Origin of the sequence: Lutimaribacter saemankumensis (assembly GCF_900100005.1) — a bacterium.
Taxonomy (GTDB): Bacteria; Pseudomonadota; Alphaproteobacteria; order Rhodobacterales; family Rhodobacteraceae; genus Lutimaribacter; species Lutimaribacter saemankumensis.
In genome coordinates this window covers 98595-124778 of the sequence record NZ_FNEB01000007.1, presented here as the reverse complement: position 1 = coordinate 124778, position 26184 = coordinate 98595, and the positions used below count along the sequence as shown (strand labels likewise).

The 26184-nt window shown below is 61.8% G+C and carries 28 protein-coding genes and 1 pseudogene; 13 read left to right on the top strand and 16 right to left on the bottom strand.

The genetic code is table 11. The annotated features are described in order from the left end of the window. The first annotated feature begins 5 nt into the window (after positions 1–5). Genes sthA through BLT50_RS13730 form a run of 4 tightly spaced genes read left to right on the top strand, consistent with a single transcriptional unit; the run spans position 6 to position 3727 of the window. Positions 6–1433, top strand: coding sequence for a Si-specific NAD(P)(+) transhydrogenase (gene sthA, locus BLT50_RS13745; RefSeq protein WP_090029285.1), 1428 nt, complete (start codon positions 6–8; stop codon positions 1431–1433). Further along, positions 1430–1879 carry a YaiI/YqxD family protein gene (locus BLT50_RS13740; RefSeq protein ID WP_090029284.1) on the top strand — a complete coding sequence of 150 codons (450 nt, stop codon included), beginning with the start codon at positions 1430–1432 and terminating at the stop codon, positions 1877–1879. Before sthA ends, BLT50_RS13740 begins: the two co-directional genes overlap by 4 nt. A 1-nt stretch (position 1880) precedes the next feature. Then, positions 1881–2798 (top strand): ornithine cyclodeaminase family protein, encoded by a 918-nt coding sequence (locus BLT50_RS13735; RefSeq protein WP_090029283.1) that lies wholly within the window; start codon positions 1881–1883, stop codon positions 2796–2798. Then, complete coding sequence (locus BLT50_RS13730) at positions 2795–3727, top strand: alpha/beta fold hydrolase (protein WP_090029282.1); 933 nt, start codon at positions 2795–2797, stop codon at positions 3725–3727. The genes BLT50_RS13735 and BLT50_RS13730 overlap by 4 nt, the downstream gene beginning before the upstream one ends. On the opposite strand, the gene BLT50_RS13725 is transcribed toward BLT50_RS13730, so the two are convergent. The 5 genes from BLT50_RS13725 to puuE form a co-directional block, all read right to left on the bottom strand. Continuing rightward, the gene (locus BLT50_RS13725) at positions 3706–4938 is read right to left on the bottom strand and encodes an MFS transporter (RefSeq protein ID WP_090029281.1); all 1233 of its coding nucleotides are present in this window, start codon (positions 4936–4938) and stop codon (positions 3706–3708) included. The genes BLT50_RS13730 and BLT50_RS13725 overlap by 22 nt on opposite strands. Before the next feature lie 187 nt (positions 4939–5125). Next, positions 5126–6475, bottom strand: a complete 1350-nt coding sequence (locus BLT50_RS13720) for a uracil-xanthine permease family protein (RefSeq protein ID WP_090029280.1) — start codon at positions 6473–6475, stop codon at positions 5126–5128. 48 nt (positions 6476–6523) lie between these two features. Further along, positions 6524–7009 (bottom strand): ureidoglycolate lyase, encoded by a 486-nt coding sequence (locus BLT50_RS13715; protein WP_090029279.1) that lies wholly within the window; start codon positions 7007–7009, stop codon positions 6524–6526. A gap of 7 nt (positions 7010–7016) precedes the next feature. Then, positions 7017–7829: a bifunctional allantoicase/(S)-ureidoglycine aminohydrolase gene (locus BLT50_RS13710; protein ID WP_090029278.1), complete on the bottom strand. Its 813-nt coding sequence runs from the start codon at positions 7827–7829 to the stop codon at positions 7017–7019. After that, positions 7826–9238 carry an allantoinase PuuE gene (puuE, locus tag BLT50_RS13705; protein ID WP_090029277.1) on the bottom strand — a complete coding sequence of 471 codons (1413 nt, stop codon included), beginning with the start codon at positions 9236–9238 and terminating at the stop codon, positions 7826–7828. The genes BLT50_RS13710 and puuE overlap by 4 nt, the downstream gene beginning before the upstream one ends. 153 nt (positions 9239–9391) lie before the next feature. Here puuE and uraH point away from each other — a divergent pair, with 153 nt between their 5' ends. After that, positions 9392–9751, top strand: a complete 360-nt coding sequence (gene uraH / locus BLT50_RS13700; protein WP_090029276.1) for a hydroxyisourate hydrolase — start codon at positions 9392–9394, stop codon at positions 9749–9751. On the opposite strand, the gene BLT50_RS13695 is transcribed toward uraH, so the two are convergent. Continuing rightward, positions 9748–10134 (bottom strand): HIT domain-containing protein, encoded by a 387-nt coding sequence (locus BLT50_RS13695; RefSeq protein ID WP_090029275.1) that lies wholly within the window; start codon positions 10132–10134, stop codon positions 9748–9750. The genes uraH and BLT50_RS13695 overlap by 4 nt on opposite strands. 8 nt (positions 10135–10142) lie before the next feature. Beyond that, positions 10143–11720, bottom strand: a complete 1578-nt coding sequence (locus BLT50_RS13690) for a DUF5928 domain-containing protein (protein ID WP_090029274.1) — start codon at positions 11718–11720, stop codon at positions 10143–10145. A 147-nt stretch (positions 11721–11867) separates the two neighbouring features. Between BLT50_RS13690 and BLT50_RS13685 the strand changes: the two genes are divergently transcribed. Continuing rightward, a complete protein-coding gene (locus BLT50_RS13685; protein ID WP_090029273.1) occupies positions 11868–12689 on the top strand; it encodes a sulfotransferase family protein in 822 nt (273 codons plus the stop codon). 44 nt (positions 12690–12733) lie between these two features. On the opposite strand, the gene BLT50_RS13680 is transcribed toward BLT50_RS13685, so the two are convergent. The 3 genes from BLT50_RS13680 to BLT50_RS13670 all read right to left on the bottom strand — a co-directional run bounded on the left by BLT50_RS13680 (position 12734) and on the right by BLT50_RS13670 (position 15348). Beyond that, a complete protein-coding gene (locus BLT50_RS13680) occupies positions 12734–14308 on the bottom strand; it encodes a gamma-glutamyltransferase family protein (protein ID WP_090029272.1) in 1575 nt (524 codons plus the stop codon). A 235-nt stretch (positions 14309–14543) separates the two neighbouring features. After that, the gene (locus BLT50_RS13675; RefSeq protein WP_175491478.1) at positions 14544–14996 is read right to left on the bottom strand and encodes an ATP-binding protein; all 453 of its coding nucleotides are present in this window, start codon (positions 14994–14996) and stop codon (positions 14544–14546) included. Positions 14997–15009: 13 nt separating this feature from the next. After that, entirely contained in the window at positions 15010–15348 is a 339-nt protein-coding gene (locus BLT50_RS13670; RefSeq protein ID WP_090029270.1) for an STAS domain-containing protein, read from the bottom strand. Between the two features lie 103 nt (positions 15349–15451). Here BLT50_RS13670 and BLT50_RS13665 point away from each other — a divergent pair, with 103 nt between their 5' ends. Both BLT50_RS13665 and BLT50_RS13660 read left to right on the top strand, forming a co-directional pair. Then, the gene (locus BLT50_RS13665) at positions 15452–16624 is read left to right on the top strand and encodes a thiolase family protein (RefSeq protein ID WP_090029269.1); all 1173 of its coding nucleotides are present in this window, start codon (positions 15452–15454) and stop codon (positions 16622–16624) included. Beyond that, positions 16624–17661, top strand: coding sequence for an alpha/beta hydrolase (locus tag BLT50_RS13660; RefSeq protein WP_090029268.1), 1038 nt, complete (start codon positions 16624–16626; stop codon positions 17659–17661). Before BLT50_RS13665 ends, BLT50_RS13660 begins: the two co-directional genes overlap by 1 nt. A gap of 65 nt (positions 17662–17726) precedes the next feature. Here BLT50_RS13660 and rpsU read toward each other — a convergent pair whose 3' ends face one another. Then, complete coding sequence (rpsU, locus tag BLT50_RS13655) at positions 17727–17933, bottom strand: 30S ribosomal protein S21 (protein WP_090029267.1); 207 nt, start codon at positions 17931–17933, stop codon at positions 17727–17729. 113 nt (positions 17934–18046) lie between these two features. On the opposite strand from rpsU, the gene BLT50_RS13650 reads away from it, so the two are divergent. The 3 genes from BLT50_RS13650 (at position 18047) to BLT50_RS13640 (ending at position 20232) form a co-directional block, all read left to right on the top strand. Then, positions 18047–18733 (top strand): COQ9 family protein, encoded by a 687-nt coding sequence (locus BLT50_RS13650; protein ID WP_090029266.1) that lies wholly within the window; start codon positions 18047–18049, stop codon positions 18731–18733. Between the two features lie 10 nt (positions 18734–18743). Then, entirely contained in the window at positions 18744–19727 is a 984-nt protein-coding gene (locus tag BLT50_RS13645; protein WP_090029265.1) for an NAD(P)H-quinone oxidoreductase, read from the top strand. A gap of 193 nt (positions 19728–19920) precedes the next feature. Beyond that, positions 19921–20232, top strand: coding sequence for an H-NS histone family protein (locus BLT50_RS13640; protein ID WP_090029264.1), 312 nt, complete (start codon positions 19921–19923; stop codon positions 20230–20232). 78 nt (positions 20233–20310) lie between these two features. Here BLT50_RS13640 and BLT50_RS13635 read toward each other — a convergent pair whose 3' ends face one another. Then, a complete protein-coding gene (locus BLT50_RS13635; RefSeq protein WP_090029263.1) occupies positions 20311–20949 on the bottom strand; it encodes a ribonuclease T2 family protein in 639 nt (212 codons plus the stop codon). A 124-nt stretch (positions 20950–21073) separates the two neighbouring features. Here BLT50_RS13635 and BLT50_RS13630 point away from each other — a divergent pair, with 124 nt between their 5' ends. Further along, complete coding sequence (locus tag BLT50_RS13630) at positions 21074–21817, top strand: DUF1013 domain-containing protein (protein ID WP_090029262.1); 744 nt, start codon at positions 21074–21076, stop codon at positions 21815–21817. Positions 21818–21876: 59 nt separating this feature from the next. Here the strand turns inward: BLT50_RS13630 and BLT50_RS13625 are convergent, their stop codons facing one another. Next, positions 21877–22485 carry a DUF4386 domain-containing protein gene (locus tag BLT50_RS13625; protein WP_090029261.1) on the bottom strand — a complete coding sequence of 203 codons (609 nt, stop codon included), beginning with the start codon at positions 22483–22485 and terminating at the stop codon, positions 21877–21879. Between the two features lie 118 nt (positions 22486–22603). On the opposite strand from BLT50_RS13625, the gene BLT50_RS13620 reads away from it, so the two are divergent. Then, positions 22604–23182 carry a LysE family translocator gene (locus tag BLT50_RS13620; protein WP_090029260.1) on the top strand — a complete coding sequence of 193 codons (579 nt, stop codon included), beginning with the start codon at positions 22604–22606 and terminating at the stop codon, positions 23180–23182. An 8-nt stretch (positions 23183–23190) separates the two neighbouring features. Here BLT50_RS13620 and recR read toward each other — a convergent pair whose 3' ends face one another. The 3 genes and pseudogenes from recR to BLT50_RS13605 all read right to left on the bottom strand — a co-directional run. Then, positions 23191–23784, bottom strand: a complete 594-nt coding sequence (gene recR / locus BLT50_RS13615; RefSeq protein WP_090029259.1) for a recombination mediator RecR — start codon at positions 23782–23784, stop codon at positions 23191–23193. 74 nt (positions 23785–23858) lie between these two features. Next, the gene (locus BLT50_RS13610; protein ID WP_090029258.1) at positions 23859–24203 is read right to left on the bottom strand and encodes a YbaB/EbfC family nucleoid-associated protein; all 345 of its coding nucleotides are present in this window, start codon (positions 24201–24203) and stop codon (positions 23859–23861) included. 138 nt (positions 24204–24341) lie between these two features. Continuing rightward, positions 24342–26123, bottom strand: a pseudogene (locus tag BLT50_RS13605) (DNA polymerase III subunit gamma/tau); the annotation flags it as partial. Positions 26124–26184 lie beyond the last annotated feature (61 nt).

The window sequence follows — 26184 nt, the reverse complement described above, 5'->3', positions numbered from 1 at the left end:
TCGCAATGGCGGATTATGATCTGATCATCATCGGCTCGGGCCCGGCAGGACGCGCCGCGGCCATCCAGTCGGGCAAGTTGCGCCGCAAGGTTCTTGTTGTCGACCGCAAGACCAGGATGGGCGGCGTTTCGGTTCATACCGGCACGATCCCGTCCAAGACGCTGCGCGAAACGGTACTGAACCTTTCCGGCTGGCGTGAGCGCAGCTTTTACGGACGATCCTACCGGGTAAAGGACGACATCGCGGCAGATGACCTCAAGGCGCGGTTGCATATGACGCTCGAACACGAGGTCGATGTGCTGGAGCATCACTTCAACCGCAATCATGTCGATACGTTGCACGGAACGGCCCGTTTCACCGGCCCGAACGAAATCGAGGTTGCGACCGAGGCGGACGAAACCCGCCGCGTGACCGGAGAAAAGTTCCTGATCGCCACCGGCACCCGCACGTATCGCCCCGATTACGTCCCCTTCAACGGGCGAACGGTTCTGGACAGCGACGAGTTCCTGGACATGGCGGAAATCCCCCGCTCGCTTGCCGTGGTGGGGGCCGGCGTTATCGGCGTGGAATACGCCACGATGTTTTCCGCGCTGGATGTGCGGGTGACGCTGATCGAGCCGCGCGAAACCTTTCTGGATTTCATCGACAAGGCGCTACTGTCCGACTTTACCCACCAGATCAAGGAAAACGGGGTCGATCTGCGGCTTGGGTCGAAGGTTGAAAAGATCGAAGACACCGATGGGCATGTCGAGATCAGCCTGGACAACGGCCGCCATGTCCGGGCCGAAATGATGCTGTTCGCGGCCGGGCGCATGGGTGCGACCGAAAAGCTCGGGCTTGATGCGGTCGGGCTGGAAACGGATCATCGCGGGCGTCTGAGCGTCGATCGCAAGACCTATCAGACATCCGTGCCGCACATTTACGCGGCCGGTGACGTGATCGGGCATCCTTCGCTTGCGTCGACATCCTTGCAGCAGGGGCGCGTAGCGGCCTGTCATGCGCTGGACACGCCCACGCTGCCGGAAAGCCCGTGGTTTCCTTACGGCATCTATTCGGTCCCCGAGATCAGCACATGCGGCATGAGCGAAGAGGAAATGCAGGAACGCGGCATCCCATACGAGGTCGGCGTAGCACGGTTTCGCGAAACCAGCCGCGGGCATATCATGGGGCTCGAACATGGCATGCTGAAGATGCTGGTCAGTTTGAAAACCCGGCGTGTGCTGGGTGTTCAGATCGTCGGCGAAGGCGCGACCGAACTGATCCACATCGCGCAGGCGGTGCTGAACCTGAAGGGCACGGTGGATTACTTCGTGCAGAACACGTTCAATTATCCGACACTGGCCGAAGCCTATCGCATCGCGGGGCTGGATGCGTTCAACCGCATGCCCATCCCCGACGAATACAAGGCGCCCAAGGCCAGGAAAGGATCATGACGCTTTACATCGATGCGGACGCCTGCCCGGTGAAGGCCGAGGCCGAGCGCGTGGCCACGCGCCACAAGATGCCGATGAAGCTGGTCAGCAATGGCGGGCTGCGGCCATCGCAGAACCCGCTTGTGGAAACCGTGATCGTGCCCGCAGGCCCGGACGTGGCCGACATGTGGATCGCCGAGCGCGCCGGGCCGGGCGACGTTGTCGTGACCGGGGATATCCCGCTGGCCGCGCGCTGCGTCGAAAACGGTGCGTTGGTACTGAAACCGAACGGTGAGGCGCTGACCGCCGCCAATATCGGCAACATCCTTGCCACGCGCGACCTGATGGCCGACCTGCGAGCATCGAACCCGTTCATGCAGGGGGGCGGCAAGGGGTTTACAAAGGCCGACCGCTCTCGTTTTCTCGATGCGCTGGAACGCGCGATCCGCGCCGCAAACCGGAGTTGACATGACTGTTCCCTTCATTCCTTTCGCCGAGGGCGAAAAGCTGCTGGACTGGATCGCGCTGACCGAAGCGTTCGACGCTGGACACAGGCTGCCGAAAGCAAAAATCGACGACATCTTTCTTTACCGTGATCCCGACACGTTGCTGAACCGCGCGGCCTGGATCGACGGGATGGGGCTGGCGGTGAAGTCGGCCACAGTGTTTCCGGGCAATCCCAGCCACGGCAAACCGATGGTCAATGGCGCCGTGACACTGTTCGACAATGCCACCGGCGAGCTTGAAGCATTGGTGGATTTCCATCTTGTGACAAAGTGGAAGACGGCCGGGGATTCCCTGTGTGCCGCGCGCAAGCTGGCGCGGCCCGATAGCCGCAACATCCTGATCGTGGGCGCGGGCACAGTGGGACGGTCTCTGGCCGAGGCCTATGGCGCGGCCTTTCCCGGCGCGCAGTTCACGATCTGGAACCGAACGGTGACGAATGCCGAAAGCATGGCGGCCGAGTTTCCCGGCATGGAGGTCGCGACCGATCTCGAGGCGGCGGTACGCGCGGCCGACATCGTGACCAGCGCCACGATGAGCACCGAGCCGGTGTTGAAAGGGGCCTGGTTCCAGCCAGGCCAGCATATCGACCTGATCGGCGCCTACCGGCCCGACATGCGCGAAGCGGATGACGACGCGATCCGCCGGGCGCGTGTCTTTGTCGACAGTTATGACACGACGGTGGGGCATATAGGTGAAATCAAGATACCGCTTGAAAGCGGTTTGATCGCGCGGGGCGACCTTGTGGCAGATTACTACGAGCCCGAAAAATTTGCCCGCGCGTCTGAGGACGAAATCACCCTGTTCAAGAATGGCGGCGGCGCGCATCTGGACCTGATGACCAGCCGCTACATCCTTGATGCCTGGAGGGCCGCGCAATGACCTGGGCGCTGGTTGCTCTGGCCGCGATCGCAGCCGCGCCCTTCGTGATCGAGCTGCTGCGCCGCCGGATGACCCAGACCGCCCGCGCGGCGGCGCCAGGCGGGTTTGCCCGTCTGTCGGATGGCGTGACGCATTACCGCTGGATCGGGCCCGAGCGCGGCAGGATCGCGGTTTGCGTGCATGGGCTGACCACGCCTTCGCTGGTGTGGCAGGCAGTGGCCGAAGGTTTGGCCGAAGACGGATACCGGGTGCTGCTCTACGATCTTTATGGACGCGGATATTCCGACCGGCCGCGCAAACCGCATGACAGGCACCTGTTTCATCGGCAGTTGAACGATCTTCTGCACAATCTCGGAATCACCGAGCCGGTGACGCTGCTCGGCTATTCGATGGGCGGGTCGATCAGCGCATCCTGGGCGGCGGCGCAGCCCGAACGCATCGAAAAGCTGATCCTGCTGGCCCCTGCGGGCATGGGTCATGATCTTGGCCGGGTCGCGCGAATCACGCGTGACTGGCCGGTAATCGGAGACTGGCTGATGCTGGCCATGTTCCCGCGCAACCATCGCAAGGGGACCGCGTCGGAACGCGCCATCGCGCGGGACGTTCCCGGCATCATCGACTACCAGCAGGACGAGCTGCGGTGGCGCGGCTTTGTCCCGGCGGTTCTTTCGTCCCTGCGCGGGATGCTGGCCGAGGTGCTGGAGCGCGATCACAAGGCGATCCGGCAGGCGGGCCTGCCGGTGCTGGCGATCTGGGGCCGCGTGGATCGCGTGATCCCGATCAAGGCGATGGGCGTCATGGCGCAATGGAACCCCGATGCCGAACACGCGGTGATCGAGGGGGCCGGTCATGGGTTGGCCTATACCAATGCCGGAGAGGTGGTGCAGGCGATCCGCGACTGGCGGGATCAGGCGGGCGCGGTCAGCTGACGCTCTTTCACCGGAAGGTGGACGATGGCGGAAAACGCGCCCACGGCCACTCCGACCCACCAGACGAACGTGTAGTCGCCGTAAACGTCGTACATGCGTCCGCCCAGCCACACGCCAAGGAACCCGCCAAGCTGGTGGGAAAAGAAGACGATCCCATAAAGCGTGCCCATGTAGCGCAGCCCGTAGATATGCGCGATCAGACCGCTGGTCAGCGGCACCGTGGCCAGCCAGAGCGCGCCCATAGAGACCGAAAAAAGCAGAACTGTCGCCGGCGTGATCGGGAACAGGATAAAGGCCGCTGCCACGATGGTGCGCGCGGTGTAGATCCCGGCCAGCAGGTATTTCTTGGAATAGCGCTTGCCCAGCCAGCCCGCGGTCAGGGTGCCTGCAATATTGGCCAGTCCGATCAGCGAAATCGCCACCGCGCCCAATGCCGAGGTGGTGCCGATCCCGATGGAATCCAGCAGGCCACCCGGCGCGATTGGGCCACACATCTCGGTCACGAATGCAGGGAAATGCGCGGTGATGAACGCAAGCTGATATCCGCACGAAAAGAAGCCGAGGAAGATGAGCGTATAGCTTGGGTCGCGGAAGGCACGGCGCAGGATCGTGCCCATGCTTTCCTCGATCTCGGCACGGCTGGCCATGGGTGCGCGCATCGCTGGCAGAAGCAAGAGCGTAGCCAGGATCGCGGCCGCGAAAACCAGGAACACTTGCTGCCAGGGCATCATCGACAGCAGCCATTCGGCCACGGGTGCGCCAAACACCTGGCCCGCCGACCCCGCAGCGGTCGCGATGGCAAGGCTCATCGAGCGGTTTTCATCGCTGCTGGCGCGGCCAACGACCGCGAGGATCACGCCGAACCCCGTACCCGCGATACCGAAGCCGACCATGATTTCAAGCAGCTGGTGCGCCTCGGGCGTCACCGCGAATGACGACAGGACCAGCCCGGCGGCATATGTCAGGGCACCGATGACGATCGCCATGCGGTCGCCGATCTTTTCTGCCACGGCCCCGAACAAGGGCTGCCCAATCCCCCAGGCAAGGTTCTGAATGGCGATAGCAAGGCTGAATTCGGCGCGCAGCCAGCCGAATTCCTGCGCGATGGGAATCTGGAACACGCCAAAGCTGGCACGGATTGCAAAGCCGACAAGGATGATCGCGCAGCCAACGATCAAAACGGGGTTCAGTATCGGTGTTCTGGTATCCATGGTCGTCTCCTGCCACGCGGGGCGACTTTGATCCGGGGCGCAAGCAAGGTCAATGCGATTTACCTTTTCTGCATGCCGGAAACCGACCGTCGGGAAGGGTCGCGTTTGTGGCTGGGGATGCCCGCCAAGAACAGGAAAAGGGCCGGGGCAACGCTGCCCCGGCCCCTTGTTTTCCAGCCCTTCAGCCTCAGTCCAGTTCTTCGGGCAGGACGAGGTTGAGGATGATCGACAGCGCCGCCGCCGGAAGCAGGCCGCTTGTCAGCAGGATCTGCAAGGTGCGTGGCAGGTGTTGCAGCGCGCCGGGTTCGAGCTGCAGGCCAAGGCCCACCGAAAGGGACACGGCGAAGATCACCATGTTGCGGCGGTTCCAGGCCACATCGGCCAGCATGTTGACACCCGCCGCGGCGACCATCCCAAACATGACGATGACACCACCGCCCAGCACGTTGATCGGCACGGTTGCCACGATGGCGCCGATCTTGGGCACCAGTCCGCAGACGATCAGGAACAGCGCACCGATGGTGACGACGTGGCGGCTCATGACGCCGGTCATGGAAATCAGTCCGACATTCTGGCTGAACGAAGTGTTCGGCAGGCCGCCAAAGACCCCTGCAATCGCCGTTCCGAGACCGTCGGCGAAGGTTGCGCCGCTGATTTCCTTGTCGGTCGCCTCACGCCCGGCGCCACCCTTGCAGATGCCGCTGACGTCGCCCACGGTTTCGATGGCCGAGATAACGGCCATGAAGCACATGCCGATGATGATCGCGCTGTTGAATTCGATTCCCCATTTGAACGGGATGGGCGGGGCGAAAGCCGCGGCACGCCCGACATTGCCGAAATTCACCTGCCCCATGGCCAGCGCGACAAGATAGCCGGCGACCAGGCCCACCAGAACGGCGGCAACCGAGATCAGCCCACGGGTAAAGAACTTGAGCGCAAGCGTGACGATGATCACGACGAGCGCCGGAATCCACATCGCGGCCGATCCATATTCGGGCTTGCCGATCAGCGGAACACCCCCGGCCGCGTACTGAATGCCCACCTTGATCAGCGAAAGACCGATCATCAGAACGATCAGCCCGGTCACAAGCGGCGGCAGGGCGAACCGGATGCGCCCGATCACCGTACCGAGCAAGAAATGGAACATGCCGCCGATCACCACACCGGTCATCAGCCCTGCAAGCCCGGCGATGCCCTGTCCGGCAACCGCGGGGATCATAACTGGCAAAAAGGCGAAGGACGTGCCCTGCACGATGGGCAGGCGCGCACCCACCGGCCCCATGCCGATCGACTGGAACAGCGTGGCGATGCCGGCGAACAGCATCGACATCTGGATCATGTAGATCATGTTAGGGAAGTCCGGGCTGTTCGAACCAAAGCCGAACCCTGCCGCGCCCGCGACGATGATCGCCGGTGTCACGTTGGACACGAACATTGCCAGCACATGCTGAATGCCCAGCGGAACCGCCTGCGCGATTGGTGGCGTGTAATTCGGATCGCGGAGCTGTTCCGCCGTTCCCAGTGATGTGTCTGCCATTGTCCCTGTGTCTCCTTGTTGGGTGCCCATTTTTCCGGGCGCTTTGTTTTAAGGTTCGATCATGATTGGCGGATCGAGATTGTATTCTTCGAGGTTCGGGGTCGTGCCGATACGGTCGACCACCGCAAACAGGCCCGGTTCATGCAGCGGGGTCAGAACGCCATGCCAGGTGCCTTTGTGGAAATTGACGCCCTGCCCCGGCGCCGCACGGAAGGCGCGGAAACTGGCGGGGGTTCCACCCGCGTCCCCGGCCACGATCACCAGCCATTCGTTCTGATGCATGGGCAGGAAGGCCTGGCTGCCATCCGGGTGCCGCTCGACAAGGTCGAGCCTGTAAGGAAATGCGCGCGGCCGCGCGTTGAAGATACTGATGCCTGCGCGGCCATCCGGGCCGAAATCAAGCTGCGCCCGGTCGTGCCAGCGCCCGCAGAACCCCTGATTGATGATCTTGTCAGGATCGCCTGTCGCGTCGAGCACATCGCCAAAAGCGGCGAAAGCGGCAGCCGTCAGGGGTTCTGTTCGGATCACTGTCATGGGCGCATCAAATCATCAGCCGCGGATGGCGGTTGACGTCCTTGTAGAGAAGATAGCGAAAAGGCTCGTCGCCGGTGGCGATGCAGGCTTGCGGGCAGAAGGCGCGCAGCCACATGAAATCGCCCGGGCCGACCTCGACCCAATCCTTGTTCAGCAGATAGCGCGCCGTGCCTTGCAACACGTAAAGGCCATGCTCCATCACGTGGGTTTCGGCAAACGGGATGCGCCCGCCCGGAAGGAAGGTCACGATATTTGCGTGCATGTCGTGGCGCAGGTCCGAGGGGTCGACAAAGCGGGTCGTGCCCCATTTATCCGTGTTCGGCATCCAGTTGACCGGTGTTTCCTTATCCGAGGTCACGAAGCTTTCGGGCCAGTCGATCCCCTGCACCGGTTCATACCGTTTGCGAATCCAGTGGAACTGCAGCGGGGTGGTCCCGGTGTTACGAACCGACCAGGCCGCACCGGGGCGGATGTAGGCATAGCCACCAGACGTCAGCGTATGGTTTGTGCCATCTATCGTCAGCGTCATCGTCCCGTCAGCCAGGAGAATTGCCGCCTGAGCGCCGGTGTCGGGCTCGGGCGCATCGGATCCGCCGCCGGGGGCTACCTCGACCGCGTATTGGGCAAAGGTTTCCGCAAAGCCGCTGAGCGGACGGGCGATGATCCAGACGCGTGTATCCGACCAGCCGGGCAGGTAACTGGTGACGATGTCGCGCATCGTGCAGGCGGGCAGAACGGCATAAGCCTCTGTAAAGATGGCGGTTCCTTCGGGGTTTACCGATTGATCGGGCAAGCCGGCGGGCGGGAAGGCATAGGTCATAGCATGTCCTCCAGTCGCAGGCGCGCGATGCGTTCCACCTGTTTGCAGGCGGTTTCGAATTCGGTTTCGGCATCATTCGCGATGCGCGCCTCGAAGGCGGCGAGGATCGACGCCTTGGTGTTGTCGCGCACGGCTATGATGAAGGGAAAGCCGTGCTTGGCCACGTAAGCAGTGTTCAGTTCGGTGAACCTTGCGCGTTCTTCATCGGTCAGGGCGTCCAATCCGGCACTTGCCTGTTCGGCGGTGGACTCGGCGGTCAGCCGTTTGGCCGCGGCAAGCTTGCCGGCAAGATCGGGATGGGCGGTCAGAACGCCGAGCCGTTCATCTTGCGAGGCGCTGCGGAAGATCCGGGCCAGCGCGTTGTGCAAGCCAGCGGCCGTGTCATGGGCCGGGCCCAGTTCCAGATCGAAGGCGCGTTCGGCGATCCAGGGGGAGTGTTCGAATACGCCACCGTATGTTTCGACGAACGTCGCACGGTCCATCCGGCTTGGCCTTGCCTTGCGGCGGTGCGGGTGCGTTTCGGCCCAGTGGCGCGCGATGTCGATGCGGCGGGGCGTCCAGACACCTTCGAAACCGGCGATATAGTCGATGAACCGTTTGAGCCCGGCCAGTTTGCCCGGCCGCCCGATCAGACGGCAATGCAATCCGACGCTCATCATTTTCGGCGCACCTTCCTGACCTTCGGCATACAGCATGTCGAATGCATCCTTGAGGTAGGTAAAGAACTGTTCGCCGGTGATGTATCCCGGCGCGGTGGCAAACCGCATGTCATTTGCTTCAAGCGTGTAGGGGATGATCAACTGATCGCGGTCACCCACTTCCAGCCAGTAGGGCAGATCGTCGTCGTATGTGTCCGATACGTAGGCGAATCCGCCCTCTTCGGCGACAAGGCGCACGGTGTTTTCGCTGCAGCGGCCTGTGTACCAGCCAAACGGGCGTTCGCCCACGACCTCGGTGTGCAAGCGGATGGCCTCGGCGATCTGGGCGCGTTCCTGATCCTCGGGCATATCGCGGTGTTCGACCCATTTCAGCCCGTGCGACGCGATTTCCCAGCCGGCGTCCTTCATCGCCTCGACCTGTTCGGGACTGCGGGCCAGGGCCGTCGCCACCCCGTAGATCGTGACCGGGATGGCCGCGCCCGTGAACAGGCGATGCAGCCGCCAGAAACCGGCGCGCGCGCCATATTCGTAGATCGATTCCATGTTCCAGTGGCGCATACCGGGCCACGGCGCAGCGCCGGCGATATCGGAAAGGAACGCCTCGGATGCTGCGTCGCCGTGAAGCACGCAGTTCTCTCCGCCCTCTTCATAGTTGAGGACGAATTGCACCGCGATTTTCGCGCCTCCGGGCCAGCGGGCGTCGGGCGGGTTGGCGCCGTATCCGATCATGTTGCGTGGGTAGCGTTGCATTTATCTTCCTTCACAATTGAATAAATTTTAATGCAGCCGCCCCTCTGGCAGCTTTCAAAAAATCTTTGAAACACTTTCGGGCGGCCTCTTTGAGCGTTTTTGCCTGCACAGGCGACGCGCTTTCGCTAGGCTGGCTTAAAAAAGGAGCGTTTCATGCCCGAAGGTTACCTGACCACGCATGTGCTGGACACCGCGCGCGGCTTACCGGCAGCGGGCGTCAAGATTGCGCTTTATGCGATCAGCGGCAATTCACACCGCAAGATCGCGGAAACCGAAACGAATGCCGATGGGCGCACCGATGCCCCTATCCTGCCGCGAGACAGGTTCCAGACAGGCACGTACGAGCTGGTGTTTTTCGCCGGGGATTACCTGCGGGCCACGGGGCAAGCGGGTGACGATCCGCTGTTTCTGGATGAGATCCCGATCCGGTTCGGCATGGCGGACGGCGACGCGCATTACCACGTGCCGCTTTTGCTGTCGCCCTATGGGTATTCCACCTATCGCGGCAGTTAATCGTCGAATCGTTTGAGCATCCTGCCAAGGACACGCCCGCCCAGCACATGGACATGCAGGTGGGGCACCTCCTGAACGCCGGCTTCGCCCGCGTTCGAGATCAGCCGGTAACCGCCGCCGTCATTGCCTGGCGCTACGTCGACGATCCTGCACACTTCGGCGATTGCACGGGAGTAATCAGCGATTTCGGCATCGGACGCTTCGGCGGCAAAATGATCGTAGGTGACATAAGGCCCCTTGGGGATCACCAGAACATGGACCGGCGCCTGCGGCTGGATATCGTGAAAGGCAAGGCTGTGTGCGCTTTCATAGACCGTTTTGTTGGGAATCTCGCCGCGCAGGATTTTCGCAAAGATGTTCTGATCGTCATAGGCGTAGGGCATCGGTTACCTCAGTCAGCAAAGAGATGGTCGGTTTCCGCGATTTCGCGTGCCTTGTCATTGGTAATCGACAGGAATTGGGCGATCGACTCGGCGTTTTCTTCGGGGCTGTCGGCCTCGCGGATGCGGTTGTGGTTCTCGAAATTCGCGTCGCGGATCCGGTCGATTTCAAAGGTGATGTCCTGCCGGATGGTCGGCAACAGCCGCTCGAGCGTTTCGCGCGGCGTCTGTTCACCGGCAAGACCGACACGTTTCGCGTGGCCGATCAGGAAATCGTCGGTGAACTGGCATTGCACCTCAAGCAGGCGGGTGGTCGAACGATCACCCGAGAAGTCATGCAGCAAGTCGATGTTGTTTGGGTCCATGCAAACGATCAACCTGTCAGTTTCGTAATAGTCGAACAGCATGCGCATCAGCGCCCGGCGGTGGCGTGTGCGCTTGCCCAGTGTCGACTGGATGCCCCCAAGATCGGGAAGTTGCGTGCTTTCCTCGTTGAACAGGTATTCGATCGCCGGGATGTTCGTGATCTGGCGGATGCGGTGCAGCAGCCGTTTGGCGACGTGCCATTTCTTGCACACGATGATCATCAGTTCGCGTTCGCGGCCAAGCGTGGATTCGGTTTCCCAGAACCGGGTCGCAAACCTGCGCCCGATCCGTCCGCGTCCTGCCAGGAACTTGAACAGGCTCCGACCTTCGTTCGATATCTTGAAATCGACGTTTTCGGCGGCATAGAGAGCGCCAAGCCGCGCCTTGAGTTCGGTCGCTTCGGGGCTGATCTTGCGCGCGAAGAGAAAGTCCTGGCTAAGCAGCATGTCATAGTGATCGTTGTAGAAAACGACAGGCATGCCGTAGTCGGTGAACATCAGGAATGTCAGCGTTCGCGACTGAATTTCACTTTCCGGCACAAGGTGGCGCACCAGCGTCTGAAAGAACGTTTCGTCCGGGATCCAGGTCGTGCGGAAGAACCGCATGACATCCTTCCGTTCGCGGGTGAAGTTCAGGATCCATTCGATCGTGCGCCGCCGCAGACACCACCATTGGCTGCCGATCATCACCTGGATATCGCTTGGAATTTCGCGCGTCAGCCCAAGACGCTTTTGCGCATTGAACATCCAGTAGAACCGCTTTTTCTGGGTGCGTTCGTTGAACCAATGGCGGTAGACAAGCCGCTCTTCCTTCCAGCCGGTCTTGATCCAGTCGCTGTCGAAATAGTCGAAGCTTTCGATATAGTCGCAATCTTCGCGATCAAGGAATTCATGGGTGTATTCGGCTGACTTGATCGCCATGCAGTCGCCGGAAAGCATGTAGAAATGCGTGGCGCGCGGGAACGCATCGACGGCCGTTTCCACCGCGTTCAACGTGGCCTGAACAAGGCTCCATTCGCCCCAGCCGCATTTGACCCGTTTGCGGGCGAACACGACGTTCGGGTTGTCCTTGAGCGCCGTGCGGATCTGATCGAAATATTCGGGCTTTGCGCTGGCGTCGAAATGGATCGCCATGTAGTCGCCCGCAGCCGTCAAACGCTCGGCCTGCTGAATGATCGCCTCGGGATCCTTGTGACACAACAATATGAAGGCGATCCGGGCCATGAGCGAGTTTGAAAGCCTCTGTTTACTGGGTCACAGTATCTAGATAAAGATGAATTGGCATTGAATAAACAGGCGAATTGGTATTTTTCAAATTGCAAGAACGCGTCATGGAAAAATGACGCAGTGCAAGGAGGCGCGTTAGGCAAGATGGGTTTTCCCGGTACATGGATGACGGAAAGCGAAAGCGTCGTCTATCGCGTGGTTCCCAAATGCGCCTGTTCGACCATCGGACAGATCATGTATTATTCGGATCATGGCGAATTCTTCGATGGTGACATTCACGATGCGACCAGCGGCATGCACAAGTGGGCGATCGAGCGCAGCCAGCCGCTGATCGAAACGAATGTGAAGGCGCACAAGTCCTATGCCTTCACATGCGTGCGAAACCCCTACACCCGCATCCTGAGTTCGTTCTTTGACAAGATCTGCGGCATTCAAAGGAACGGGAAACGCTATCGCGGGAACCTGGTGCCGCTTCTGATCCAGAAATACGGTATCGAAGTGGGCGACCCCGAGTCCGGGTTCGAGTTCGACCAGATCAAATCGTTCCGCCGTTTTCTGCTGTTTGCCCGCGATACGATCCGCTGGCGCAAACCGATGGAGCCCGACATTCACTGGTCGGCCATGTCCGGCCATGTCAGCACCTTCATCCTGAATGGCGGCACCTACGACAAGATTTTCTGGACCGAGAATTTCAACGAAGGGATGCAAGACGTTCTCAAGGCGATCAAGACGCCCAAGAAGGTCGATCTGAAAAAGATCCCGCGGTTCAACGAATCCGAAGGGCATGGCCCAAAACGCGCACATCCTGTCGAAGACTATTTCGACGACCTTTCAATGCACCTGGTGAAGGAAATCTATCACCGGGATTTCGAACTGTTCAAATACGATTTCGACGACCCTTCGAACAAGATGCCCATCGGCGAAATCGACCTGGACGAGGTGCATGCCAAACTGGGTGATGCCTGACGGACATTCAAAAGGCCCGCCGGATCGGCGGGCCTTTCCTATCGTCAGTAGCCCAAAGCGATGCCGTCCTTGCGCGGATCCGACCCACCTTCGAGAACGCCGTCTTCACGGATCAGGATGGCCTGGCCACCACCGATGGGGCCGTCCGGGATTTCAACCTTGTGACCCAAATCAGCAAGCGCGGCGCGCACGGCATTGCTGTAGCCGCGTTCCACCTTCATCGTTCCAGCATCGGAGAACGCGCGGGGCGCGTCGATGGCGGCCTGCGGATCCATCCCGAAATCGACCATGTTGGACACCACGCGCGCGTGACCGTTGGGCTGGTATGCACCGCCCATCACGCCGAACGGCATCAGTGTGCGACCCTGCCGCAACATCGCCGGGATGATCGTATGCATGGGCCGCTTGCCACCCGCCATTTCGTTGGGGTGACATTCTTGCAGCGTGAAACCGGCGCCGCGGTTCTGCAGCAGGATTCCGAACTTGTCCGACGCGATACCCGATCCGAACCCATGGAAGATCGAATAGATCAGGCTGACCGCCATGCGATCCCGGTCGACCACGGTGATGTAGATCGTGTCCTTGTGCACCGCTTCTGTCAGAGGCGCGGCCGCCGCCATCGCCTTTTTCGGATCGATCAGCGCGGCGAGCCTGGCCGCGGTTTCCGGTGCCAGCATGTAGTCCAGGCGCGTCGTGTAATCGGGATCGGCAAGGAACCGGTTGCGCGCGTCATAGGCCAGTTTGGCAGCCTCGGCCTCGAGATGCGCGCGCTCCGCCCCCATCGGATCGAGCGAGGCGATATCGAAATGCGACAGGATGTTCAGCATCAGGATCGCCGTTGCGCCCTGTCCGTTCGGCGGATGCTCGACCAGTTCGGCGCGCTTGTAGGCACCGCTGACCGGGGTGCTTTCGATCGGGGCGGCGGCGGCGAAATCCGAAAGCTCATGAACCCCGCCCAGCGCCTTTAGCGCGGCGACCATGTCTTCGGCCACTTCGCCTTCGTAGAACGCCTTTATGCCATCGCGGGCGACGCGGCGCAGCACTTCGGCCTGGCCGGGCGCACGAAAGATCTGGCCGGCCTTCGGAACCTTGCCATCGATCAGGTAGTGATCGCGCGCGCCGGGATGCAGGCATTTCGCGGCCTCCGGCCAGTCGAATGCCACGCGCGGGGCGACCGGGATACCTTCGTCGGCATAGCGGATGGTTGGCGCAAGAAGCGCGTCAAGGCCAAGCTTGCCCTCGGTTTCGGACAGATGGGCAAAGGCCGCCATCGCGGTGGGGATCGTGACCGCTTCGGGTCCGGTCAGGGGCACCGATGTCAGGCCCCGCGCCCGCAGGTCAGCGGCGCTGGCAGCGGCCGGCGCACGCCCCGAACCATTAAGCGCGCGCACGGCGTCGTCGCCCGGGCGAGTGTAAAGAACGAAACAATCGCCGCCGATACCGGTCATCTGCGGCTCGGCGATACCCAACAGAACTGCACCGGCAATCGCGGCATCCATGGCGTTGCCGCCATTGTTCAGAATGTCGATGGCAACCTTTGCCGCCAGCGGGTGCGACGTGGCACAGATACCGTTCGTGGCCAGTACCGGCGACCGGCCCGGGCTATGAAAATCGCGCATGATTGGCTGTCTCCTGTCCGTTGTGCCGTGGACACTAGGCCGGGCAGATGGGAAAGCCAATCGCGACATTTCGGATTTTTGGGAGATTTAAGAACCTCGACGCCGCGCACTGGGTGGGGGCTGTGAACGCGCGACGCCGAGGGAAGCTTATTGCAGCTACGAGAATCGTTATGCCGTTTGATTTTGTCGCCATTCCGATGGCATTGGGGCGATTTGGTGGCACGGCCCCAGGCGTTCAAGTCAACGCGAAAACGACTTTCAGCTCGTTCCACCGGGCCAGGCGGTTGTGATCCAACCCACTGGCAAGACTGCGGATCAAGTGCCAGCCAAACCCACCTTCAGGAAGGTCGCTGGGGTCGAAACCGTCCTTCCCGTCCCAAAGGATCAGGCTGGGAGGAAGCGGTACGCCCCGATCGCGAACGATGACGGAAAGCTGCGCGTTCTCGACGATTGCCCGCAGATATATGGGGCCACCATCGCCGTCGGGATACGCGTGTTCGGTGACGTTGTTCAGCACCTCGGCCAGGACAAGCTGGATCGTGTCGATCCGATCCTGTGGAAGCCCGAGCGGGGCGAGATAGTCCAGCAGCATGGACAGGGCTTCGCGCACCTTGATCGCGCTGGCGCGGAAATTGACAATCAGCGCGCCACCGCCATCGGCGGGCTGCGGGTTCGTCTGGCGGGTCATGACCATGTTGGTATCACCCTTCATGGCCGTTCAGCGCGGCCTCCGGCGCCGGGTGGATGGTGAAAACGCTGTCCATCCTTGTCAGGCGGAAAACCTGTTCGACCGCGGGAGACAGGCAAGCCAGGTGCAACCGCCTGTCCGACCCCAGGCTTTTCATGACGGCGACGATGGCGCCAAGCCCGCTGGAATCGATGAATTTCACTGCCTCAAGGTTCAGGATGACGTCCGCGGACGATTTCGCGCCGATATCACGCACAGCGTCCTTGAACGCGATGGCGATCGCCGCATCTATCCGCTGCTCTGAAATATCGACCACCAGGTATGGTCCGAGTTGTCTTGCCGAAAGCTCCATCCGCCGCGATCCGTTCGTTGGTAGAAATACTGCTCTTTCACGCAAGGCTAGACGGCATTCCTTACCATTCGGTATGCAGGAGCAAAGGATAAGGGAGTGAGCCATGAAAAACGTTGTGATCGCAGGGGCGTCACGTACGCCGATGGGTGGGTTCCAGGGTGTATTCGACGGTGTTTCAGCCGCTGATCTGGGTGGTGCGGCCATTCGCGCCGCGCTGACCGACGCCAGTGCAAAGACGGTGGACGAGGTTCTCATGGGCTGCGTCCTGCCCGCGGGCCAGGGCCAGGCGCCCGCCCGGCAGGCCGGTTTTGCCGGGGGCCTTGGCGAAGAGGTGCCCGCCACCACCCTGAACAAGATGTGCGGCTCGGGCATGAAGGCTGCCATGATGGCGTTCGACCAGATCGCCCTGGGCCATGCGGACACGATGATCGCGGGCGGGATGGAGTCCATGTCGAACGCCCCGTACATACTGCCCAAGATGCGGGGCGGCGCACGGATCGGTCACCAGGAGGTCAAGGACCACATGTTCCTGGACGGGCTGGAAGACGCCTATGACAAGGGCCGACTGATGGGCACATTCGCGGAAGATTGCGCCGAGGCGTTCCAGTTCACCCGCGAAGACCAGGATCAATACGCCATCGCATCGCTGGAAAACGCCCTGGACGCCGAACGCTCGGGCGCGTTTGACGGGGAAATCACGCCCTTCACCATCCACGCCCGCACGGGCGAGGAGATCATCACCAAGGACGAACAGCCCGCCAAGGCGCGCCCCGAAAAGATCCCGATGCTGAAACCCGCCTTCCGCAAGGACGGCACCGTGACGGCGGCGAACTCGTCCTCGATTTCCGATGGGGCGGCGGCACTTGTGCTGGCCAGCCAGGAAGCGGCCGACGCGCAGGGCCTGAACGTGCGCGCCCGCATCCTGGGCCATGCCAGTCACGCGCATGCCCCCAAGGATTTCCCGACGGCACCTGTGCCTGCCGCCAAAAAGCTGCTGGACCGGCTTGGCTGGAAAACAACGGATGTCGATCTGTGGGAAGTGAATGAGGCCTTTGCCGTCGTGCCCATGGCGTTCATGAAGGAAATGGGCCTGCCGCGTGACATCGTGAACGTCAACGGCGGCGCGTGCGCGCTTGGCCACCCGATCGGCGCATCGGGCGCGCGCATCATGGTGACCCTGCTGAACGCGCTGGAAAAGCGCGGCTTGAAACGGGGCATCGCGGCGATCTGCATCGGCGGGGGCGAAGGCACCGCAATCGCGATCGAGCGGGTTTGATGCACAAACTGCGTCTGGCCCTGGCGCTTGCCCGCGTTCTGATGCCCGATGGTATCAAGCGCGCGCTCTATTCCGGGCGGCTGCCGCAGGTCGACGGCCGCCGGATCGACGCCAGCGCCCAGGCGGTTTGCGATCTCGTCCAGCTCGTGCGGGCGCCGGGCGCCATGCCCAGCCTGCAGGAAAGCCGCGCACAGATCGAGATGATGGCGGCGAAATTCGACCGACCCACACCTGCGACCGTCCGCAAGGAGGACATCACCCTACCAGGCGCGGCAGGCCCGCAACCCGCCCGCGTCTACACACCGGCAGGCGTGGCCGACGATGCGCCTGCCCTGCTCTACCTGCATGGCGGCGGATGGGTTCAGGGCAGCATCGACAGCCATGATGGCTTGTGCGGCAAACTGGCCGACTGGGCGGGTATACGGGTGATTTCCTATGACTACCGCCTTGCCCCTGAACACAAGTTCCCCGCCGGAGCGGACGATGTCTTGGCCTGTTACCGGGCGCTTGTTTCCGGCGAAACGCCCGTGCGGATCGACGCATCACGGCTGGCCGTCGGCGGGGACAGTGCGGGCGCGAACCTGACGGCCGCACTGATGCACGATCTTGGTGCGGGCGGTATGCCACTGCCTGCGGCCCAATTGCTGATCTATCCGGCTGTCGACGCACGGCTTGAATCGCAGTCGATGCAATCCCTCAAGGACCAGCCGCTTTTGCCCGTGGTCAGAATTCACTGGTACCTCGATCAGTACCTGCCCGAAACGCAGGATCGCCTCGATCCACGAGTCTCGCCCTTGTTTTCGCCCTACCTCAAAGGGCAGCCGCCTGCCATGATCGTGGCGGCGGGCCACGATCCGCTGTGGGACGACGGGCAAACCTATGTCACGGCCCTGCGCGACGCCGGCGTTCCAGTCGAGATGGCCGAGTTCGAAGGGCAAGTGCATGCCTTCGCGTCGCTGACCAAGGTCATCCCGCAAGGCAACGACGCGCTGCGCCGGTCTGCGGCGTGGCTGCGCAAAACGCTGGGCGCCGCCTGACAAAGAAAAACCCCCGAAGCAACCGCCCGGGGGTCATCATTTTTCTGTCCGTCAGGACGAAGGGCTTAAAGCAGACCTTCGCGCTGCGCTTTCTTACGTGCCAGCTTGCGGGCGCGGCGAATCGCCTCGGCCTTTTCGCGTGCTTTCTTGACCGACGGTTTCTCGAAATGCTGCTTGAGCTTCATTTCGCGGAAAACGCCTTCACGCTGCAGCTTTTTCTTCAGGGCACGGAGCGCCTGATCGACGTTGTTGTCACGAACAGTAACCTGCATGTGGTTTTCACCACCTTTCTAAGTTTGAGTTGCAAGGAAATTGCAGGAAGTGGCCGTATAGCAAAGCGCGCCCTACTTGTCTAGGGTAACGCAAACAGCCGACGGAGACCCCGATGGACGACCAAAGCGTGAAAGATCAACTGCTTGATGCGGCCCTGATGCATGTTCCCTTTGACGGGTGGGGCCAAGCCACGTTCGACGCGGCGGTGACCGATGCGGGCATCGACCCGGCGCTGGCACGGGCGGTCTGCCCGCGCGGCGCTGTCGACCTGGCGTTGGCCTATCATCAGCGCGGCGACGACGAGATGGTGCGCCGCATCCACGACGAAGACCTGTCTGCAATGCGCTTTCGCGACAGGGTCGCCGCAGCGGTGCGGTTCCGCATCGAGGCCGCGGATGACAAAGAAATCGTGCGCAGGGGCACCACACTGTTCGCGCTGCCGCAATACGCAGGCGATGGGGCGCGGGCGATATGGGGCACGGCCGACCGCATCTGGACAACGCTGGGCGATCGTTCCGATGACGTGAACTGGTACACCAAGCGCACGATCCTGAGCGGGGTTTACAGCGCCACGGTACTTTACTGGCTTGGTGACGAAAGCGAAGGCAACCAGGCCACTTGGGAGTTCCTGGATCGCCGGATCGACAACGTGATGCAGTTTGAAAAGGTCAAGGGCAAGCTGCGCGAGAACCGGGCTTTCACAACCGTTTTCGCGGGGCCTCTTGCATTGCTGGACAAGATCAGGGCACCGATGCGGGTGCCGGATGACCTGCCGGGCCAATGGCCGGGCCAGCAATAGGGAGAGAGACATGACCGAAACGATGCGTGCCGTAGAAATATCCGAGCCCGGCGGACCCGAAGTTCTGAAAATCGCCGAACGCCCGCGACCGACACCCGGGCCGGGCCAGGTGGTCATCCGTGTGCATTGGGCTGGCGTGAACCGCCCGGACGCGCTGCAACGTGCCGGCAACTACGCACCGCCCCCCGGCGCAAGCGATTTGCCCGGGCTTGAGGCCTCGGGCGAAATTGCCGCCTTGGGCGAAGGCGTCCACGACTGGAAGGTGGGCGACAAGGTCTGCGCGCTGCTGCCAGGTGGCGGCTATGCCGAATACGTGGCGACCCCTGCGGCGCATTGCCTGCCCGTACCCGCCGGCATGGACATGCGCGAGGCAGCCTGCCTGCCCGAAACGTATTTCACCGTGTGGACCAACGTGTTCATGCGCGGCGCGCTGAAGGCCGGCGAACGCTTTCTGGTGCATGGCGGTGCGAGCGGCATCGGCACCACAGCCATCCAGCTGGCACGCGAATTCGGCGCCCGGGTGTTCGCCACGGTCAGCAACCAGGACAAAGCCGCCGCCTGTGCGGCATTGGGCGCGCATCGCACGATCATCTACAACGACGAGGATTTCGTCGAGGTGATGAAGGAAGAGGGCGGCGCGAACCTGATCCTCGACATGGTCGGCGGGCTGTATATCCCCCGCAACCTGCGCGCACTGGCCGATGATGGCCGGCTGGTACAGATCGCCTTTCTTCAGGGGCCCAAGGTCGAGGTCAATTTTGCCCAACTCATGACCCGGCGATTGACGATCACCGGCAGCACGCTCCGCCCGCAAAGCGATCTGGCCAAGGCCGAAATCGCCGAAGCGTTGCGCGAACATGTCTGGCCCCTGCTGGAAGCCGGCAAGGTCGGCCCGGTCATGGACAGCGAGTTCCCGCTTGAAAAGGCATCCGAGGCCCACGCACGCATGGAGCAGGGCAGCAATATCGGGAAGATTGTTCTTAAAGTAGCCTAATCGCTCAATAAAAATTCTAGCTATTGGAATTGGCCTTCGCGCTTAGACTGCGCGGAGGCTTTTTTCTATAAGTAATTCCAATTTAAATTGCGCGCACATTCTGTTAGGTTATTATGGTTAACGTTTAGTTAACTATCGTTCTTTTTGGTTCTGGGTTATTGGCAACGGTAAATTGCAATTAGTTGGAAAAAAGATGGCCAAAATCGATCTCGACACTCTGACACTGGACGAATTGAAATCCCTTCAAAAGCAGGTGTCCCGTGCAATCGAAAGCTACAAGGAAAGGCAGCGCCAAAAGGCACTGGCCGAACTTGAAGTAAAAGCACAGGAAATGGGTTTCACCCTGAATGACCTGCTTGGTGGAAAAAAGTCGAAGAAATCGGGTATTCCCAAATACCGCCATCCAGACGATCCGACGGTCACATGGACGGGCAAGGGCCGCCGCCCCGACTGGGTCAAAGAGGCGCTGTCCAAAGGCAAATCCCTGGACGATCTCCTGATCTGATCCGCCTCGGCGAAAAACGGTTCAAAACGCAGACGCCGCGGGAAATCAAACGGCGGCGCGATCGAGTTGGAACTTCAATCAGCGAATCGGATCAAACAGCGCATCGGTCATCTGGCAGTCGCGCACCACGTCCCGCCCGCAAGGCACGGGCCGCAGGTCGCGCGACAGGCAAAGGCGCGCCTCCTGGATACGGCCATCCTTGCAGGTGATTGTCAGCATGTCGGGCTCCCATCCCGGGTTCGCCTCAAGAAACGCTTGCTCGACCACGCGGGCGGGCAGCCTTACGGGTCTGTCGAGTTGCCGAAAAACGGCCGGCCGGTTCACCATTTCGAAGGCGCGGCGCGACAGGGCGTAATAATCCTCGGGCGAAAGGCCCGAACAGGAGCCATGCTTCTTCCACTGGTACCAGGCCAATCCGCTTGTGCCCATGATATCGGCCATCTCACCGGTCATGGCGCGCGTGGGCTGGGGAAAGCGCGCCCGGCAATTCGACGGCCAGCCGCGATGGTATTGCGGCCAGAGCCCATGCAGAACCCAACCGAAATCCTGCGACGCATCGCATTGCGGCGACTGGCGCGCATCGCCCTCGATTGCGCACCAGCTGGGCGACCAGCTCAGGGACAGAACGTAATAATCGAAATCGCCCGGTCGATCGTTCTCGGCCGCCAGCGGTCCGGCAATGCCAAGACAAAAGCACAGCAGGGCCAGAATACGCATTCACTCTTTCCTTATCCGATTTGCATCAGTATATAGGCGCCAAGTTCCCCCACAATGGAAACCCAGCCCGAACCGGGCAGCCGATTTCAGGCAGCGGGGAAGATTTGAGTTCAGGAGATCTGACATGAACAAACCGATCATGGCCAAAGCCACAGCCGTCTGGCTGGTCGACAACACCACGCTGACCTTCAAGCAGATCGCCGATTTCACCGGCATGCACGAGCTTGAGGTTCAGGGCATCGCCGACGGTGACGTGGCTGCGGGCGTCAAGGGGTTCGACCCGATCGCCAACAACCAGCTTGAACAGGCCGAGATCGACAAGGGCGAGGCAGATCCCCTTTATAAGCTGACGCTCAAGCACAACCCCGCCGCAGTCGGCGAGGAAAAGCGCCGTGGTCCGCGTTACACCCCACTGTCCAAGCGTCAGGACCGGCCCAACGCGATCCTGTGGCTTGTCAAATTCCACCCGGAACTGACCGACGGCCAGATTTCGAAACTGGTCGGCACGACGAAACCGACGATCCAGTCGATCCGCGAACGCACGCATTGGAACATCGCCAACATGCAGCCGATCGATCCGGTCGCGCTTGGCCTTTGCAAACAGTCCGAGCTTGACGCCGCCGTGCAAAAGGCCGCCGAAAAGCGCGCCAAGGAAGGCGAAACCATGGACGACGATGCACGCCGCAAGCTTCTGTCGACCGAGCAATCGCTCGAGATGGACGAATCGCCGCGCATGCCGACCGCCATCGAAGGACTGGAAACCTTCAGCCTCAAGGATGACGACGACAAGGAAGACGACATTCCTGACGCGGACAGCTTTTTCAACCTTCCCGGTGACAGCGACGACGACGAAGACGACGATCGCTGAACGCGCCGCGCACCAAGTCTCCGTTCAAGGCCCGGATCGCAAGATCCGGGCCTTTTTCATCAGCGCTGCGCCAGCAGGCCGCGCGCACCGAACAGCAGCCACAGGCAAAACGCGCTCTCGGCAATCAGCGGCAGCGCATACGCGAACGCAAACCCGTCTGCCGCAACAGGCGCAATCAGTCGCAGAACCGTTCCGGTGGCATAGACCAGCCCCGATGCCACGATGCCCCAACCCAGCAAACGCAGGCCAGCACGGATCAGCAGCGCGCCGGTCAGGACGCAATTCACCGCAAAAAACGCAAGCGACACATCGTAGGCAACGCTGTGCAAGGACAGCCAGCCCGCTGCCCCTTCGGGATCGAGGATCGCCGCCATGATCCATCCCAACCCGCCCGCGATACAGGCCGCCTGAACAAGGCGGAATGCGGTTGCCCCGACCGCCAGCCATTTTCCAAAGGGCCGCAGCAGTGCGAAAAGCAACACCGCCAGCCCGACATCGGCCAAAGCCATCACCAGGTCGGTCAGCATCGAAATACGCAACCCCTGGGCATCGAGGGCCACCAGCGCCGGGTCAGCCCGAAAAGGGGCACGAAACACCGCCTCCGAGGCCACACCGCACAGGATGATCAAAAGGTAAAGCATACCGGCAAACCGGGGGGATACGGGCATGACCGTCCCTTTCTTTCTGTCGCGCAGGGAGAGCCTAGCAGCTTTTTCACTAATGCGCATGGTTCGGGTCGTGCTCTTTCCGCCGGCGGTGCAGAATCGGTGAAAAAGGAACATCTCGATGACCCTGGCGCTGATCCTTTTCCTGTTTCCTCTCGCCTACAGTCCTGGACCGGGCAACATGATCTTTGCGGCCAATGGTGCCCGGTTCGGGCTTCGCGCGACGCTTCCGGCCACCGCCGGCTATCACCTTGCCACTTGGGGCGTGACCGCGGCCATCGGGTTGGGCCTTGGCGGCGCGATAGCCGCCGTTCCGGCACTGACAGGCGCCATGCGGATCGTAGGCGCGTCTTATGTTCTGTGGCTGGCGTTGCGCATGGCGATGGCGGGGCATGTGACGCAAGGGCCCGTCGCGCGTGTCCTTGGCTTCTGGGGTGGTGTCGTCCTGCTGGTCTTTAACCCCAAGGCCTATGTCATCATCGCGCTGATGTTCAGTCAGTTCCTGACCCGCCCCGCAGTTGCGGATGCGCTGTGGATCACGAGCGTCTTTACCCTCAACAACCTGCTGGCCTTTACGTTCTGGACGCTGGCAGGCGACATGCTGGCCCGTCAGTTCCGCAAGCCGACAGCAGCGCAGCGGCTGAACCTGGGGTTTGCCGCGCTGTTGGCAGGTGTGGCTATGTGGATGCTTCTGGCCTGAACCGGCGGTCAGATCGACTTGCGGGCATTAAGCGCCGCGGCAATCGTCCCATCGTCGAGATAGTCCAGCTCACCGCCGATCGGCACGCCCTGCGCCAGCGAGGTCAATGTCACACGCCCTTCAAGTTGATCGGCGATGTAATGCGCCGTCGTCTGACCGTCGACGGTGGCGTTCAGCGCCAGGATCACCTCGGTCACCTGCTCGGTTTCCACCCGGTCGATCAGGCGGGGAATGCGCAGTTGTTCCGGCCCGACCTGGTCGAGCGCGGACAGCGTGCCGCCCAGAACGTGATAACGCCCCTTGAAGGCGTGGCCGCGCTCCATCGCCCACAAATCCGCCACGTCTTCGACCACGCAGATCTGGCCGTTGGCACGTTTTTCGCTGGCGCAGATGTCACAGATATCGGTGGTCCCGACATTTCCGCAATTCAGGCATTCACGCGCCGTTGTCGCCACCTGGCCCATCAGGTCGGCCAATGGCTGCATCAACAGTGCGCGCTTGCGGATCAGGTGCAGAACAGCCCGCCGGGCCGAACGCGGGCCAAGCCCCGGCAGCTTGGCCATGGCGTCGATCAGCGCCTCGATATCGCGGGTTGAGTTCATGGCGTCGCGCCCCTGACCCGGACCAAAAGCGAGGGCCGGACCCTCGCGCCTGCCGGGATTTTCCAGAACCTGGATCAGAACGGAAGTTTCATGTCCTTGGGCAGACCAAGATCCTCGGTCAACTTGGACATTTCGGCCTGTGCGCGCTCCGCGGCCTTGGCCTGCGCATCCTTGATCGCGGCCAGGATCAGGTCTTCGACGACTTCCTTGTCGTCGCCGTTGAAGATCGACGGATCGATATCCAGGCCCTTCAGCTCACCCTTGGCGCTGCAGGTGGCCTTGACCAGACCGGCGCCAGCCTCGCCTTCGACCATCATGTTGGCCATTTCTTCCTGCAGCTCGGCCATGCGGGTCTGCATCTGCTGTGCTTTCTTCATCATCCCGGCCATGTCGCCGAGACCGCCCAAACCTTTCAGCATCTCATTTCTCCTGTCTGGAGCAGCGCAGGATGTGCGCCACGTTTTGTCTGAATATCGCAGTGACGGGGCGGATCGACAAGTAAGGCAAGGCAAAGAAACCGCGCGGTTCACAGTCAAAACCGCGCGGCCGGGGAAGGCTCAGTCTTCCTCGAAGGGATCCCACTCGTCTTCGACTTCGGCCAGGGCATCCGCCTGGGCCTCTGCCGCCTGTTCTTCCGGTGTGCGTATGGCGGTGATGCGGGCCGTCGGAAATTTTTCGAGAACGGCCTGCACCAGCGGATGCGCCTCGGCCTTTTTCTTCAGTTCCAGTTCGGCCGCATCGCGTTTTTCGGCGATGGTTTCGCCGCCGCCTTCGTTGACCAGCGTCACCGCCCAGCGGTTGCCCGTCCAGCGCTGGAGAGCGCTGCCAAGGCGCTGCGCCAGATCCTGCGGCGCTGCCTCGGCCGGCACGAATTCGATCCGTCCGGGGCGGAAATTGGCAAGCCTTACGCCCGTTTCCACTTCGACCAGAAGCTTGACGTCGCGATTGGCGCGGATCAGTTCGACCACATGGTCGAAGGTCGGATAGCGGGCGAGCGCCTGTTCGACATCTTGCACGACCGCCACGACCGGCGCACCGCCGCGGGCATGCGGCCCTGACCCGCCGTTATGCGTCGGTGCGGGTGCCCCGCGCGCATCGGTCGTCGCACTGCCGGAGCCCGCGGATGGTGCCGGACCGCCAGGCCCCGGCGCCGGCGGCGGCGGTGTGTCCTTGAGCTTGCGAACAAGCTCTTCCGGGCTGGGCAGTTCGGCGACATGGGTCAGCCTGATCACGGCCATTTCAGCGGCCATCATCGAATTGGGGGCTGCGGCCACCTCTTCCAGCGCCTTCAGCAGCATCTGCCACGTCCGGCTGAGAACACGCATTGGCAGAGATTCCGCCATCTGCTGTCCGCGGGCGCGTTCATCGGGGCTGACTGTGGGGTCTTCGGCTGCTTCCGGCGTGATCTTGACGACGGATATCCAGTGGGTGATTTCCGCAAGGTCACGCAGCACGGCCAGCGGGTCGGCACCATCGGCATATTGCGCACCGAGTTCGGAGATGGCGCCGGCGGCATCGCCTTTCATGATCATGTCGAACAAATCCATGACCCGTCCGCGATCCGCGAGACCAAGCATCGCCCGGACCTGTTCCGCCGTGGTTTCCCCGGCACCATGGGATATCGCCTGATCCAGCAGCGAGGTCGCATCCCGTGCCGAGCCTTCGGCGGCGCGCGTGATAAGCGCAAGCGCGTCCTCGGCGATCTCGGCGCCTTCGCTGGTTGCGATCTTGCGCAGCAGGCCCATCATGACTTCGGGTTCGATTCGGCGCAGGTCGAAACGCTGGCAACGCGACAGCACGGTCACGGGCACCTTGCGGATCTCGGTCGTCGCGAAGATGAATTTCACATGTGCGGGCGGCTCTTCCAGCGTCTTGAGCAGCGCGTTGAATGCGCTGGTCGACAGCATGTGAACCTCGTCGATGATGTAGATCTTGTAGCGCGCCGATGCGGCCCGGTAATGCACGCTGTCGATGATTTCGCGAATGTCGCCTACGCCTGTGCGGCTGGCAGCGTCCATTTCCATGACGTCGACATGGCGGCCTTCCATGATGGCCACGCAGTGTTCGCACTGCCCGCACGGGTCGGTGGTAGGGCCACCGTTGCCATCTGGGCCGATGCAGTTCATGCCCTTGGCGATGATCCGCGCCGTCGTGGTCTTACCGGTGCCGCGAATGCCGGTCATGATAAAGGCCTGCGCGATCCGGTCGGCTTCGAACGCGTTCTTCAGCGTGCGCACCATCGCATCCTGGCCAACGAGATCGGCAAAGGTTTCGGGCCGGTATTTCCGGGCCAGCACCTGATAGGGTTTTTGGGCTGTGTCGCTCATGCCTGCCTTCTGGTTCGCGGATTCGGGGCTTTTGCCAAACTAAGCGTCGCGCGGGGCAAGGTCCACTGTTAGC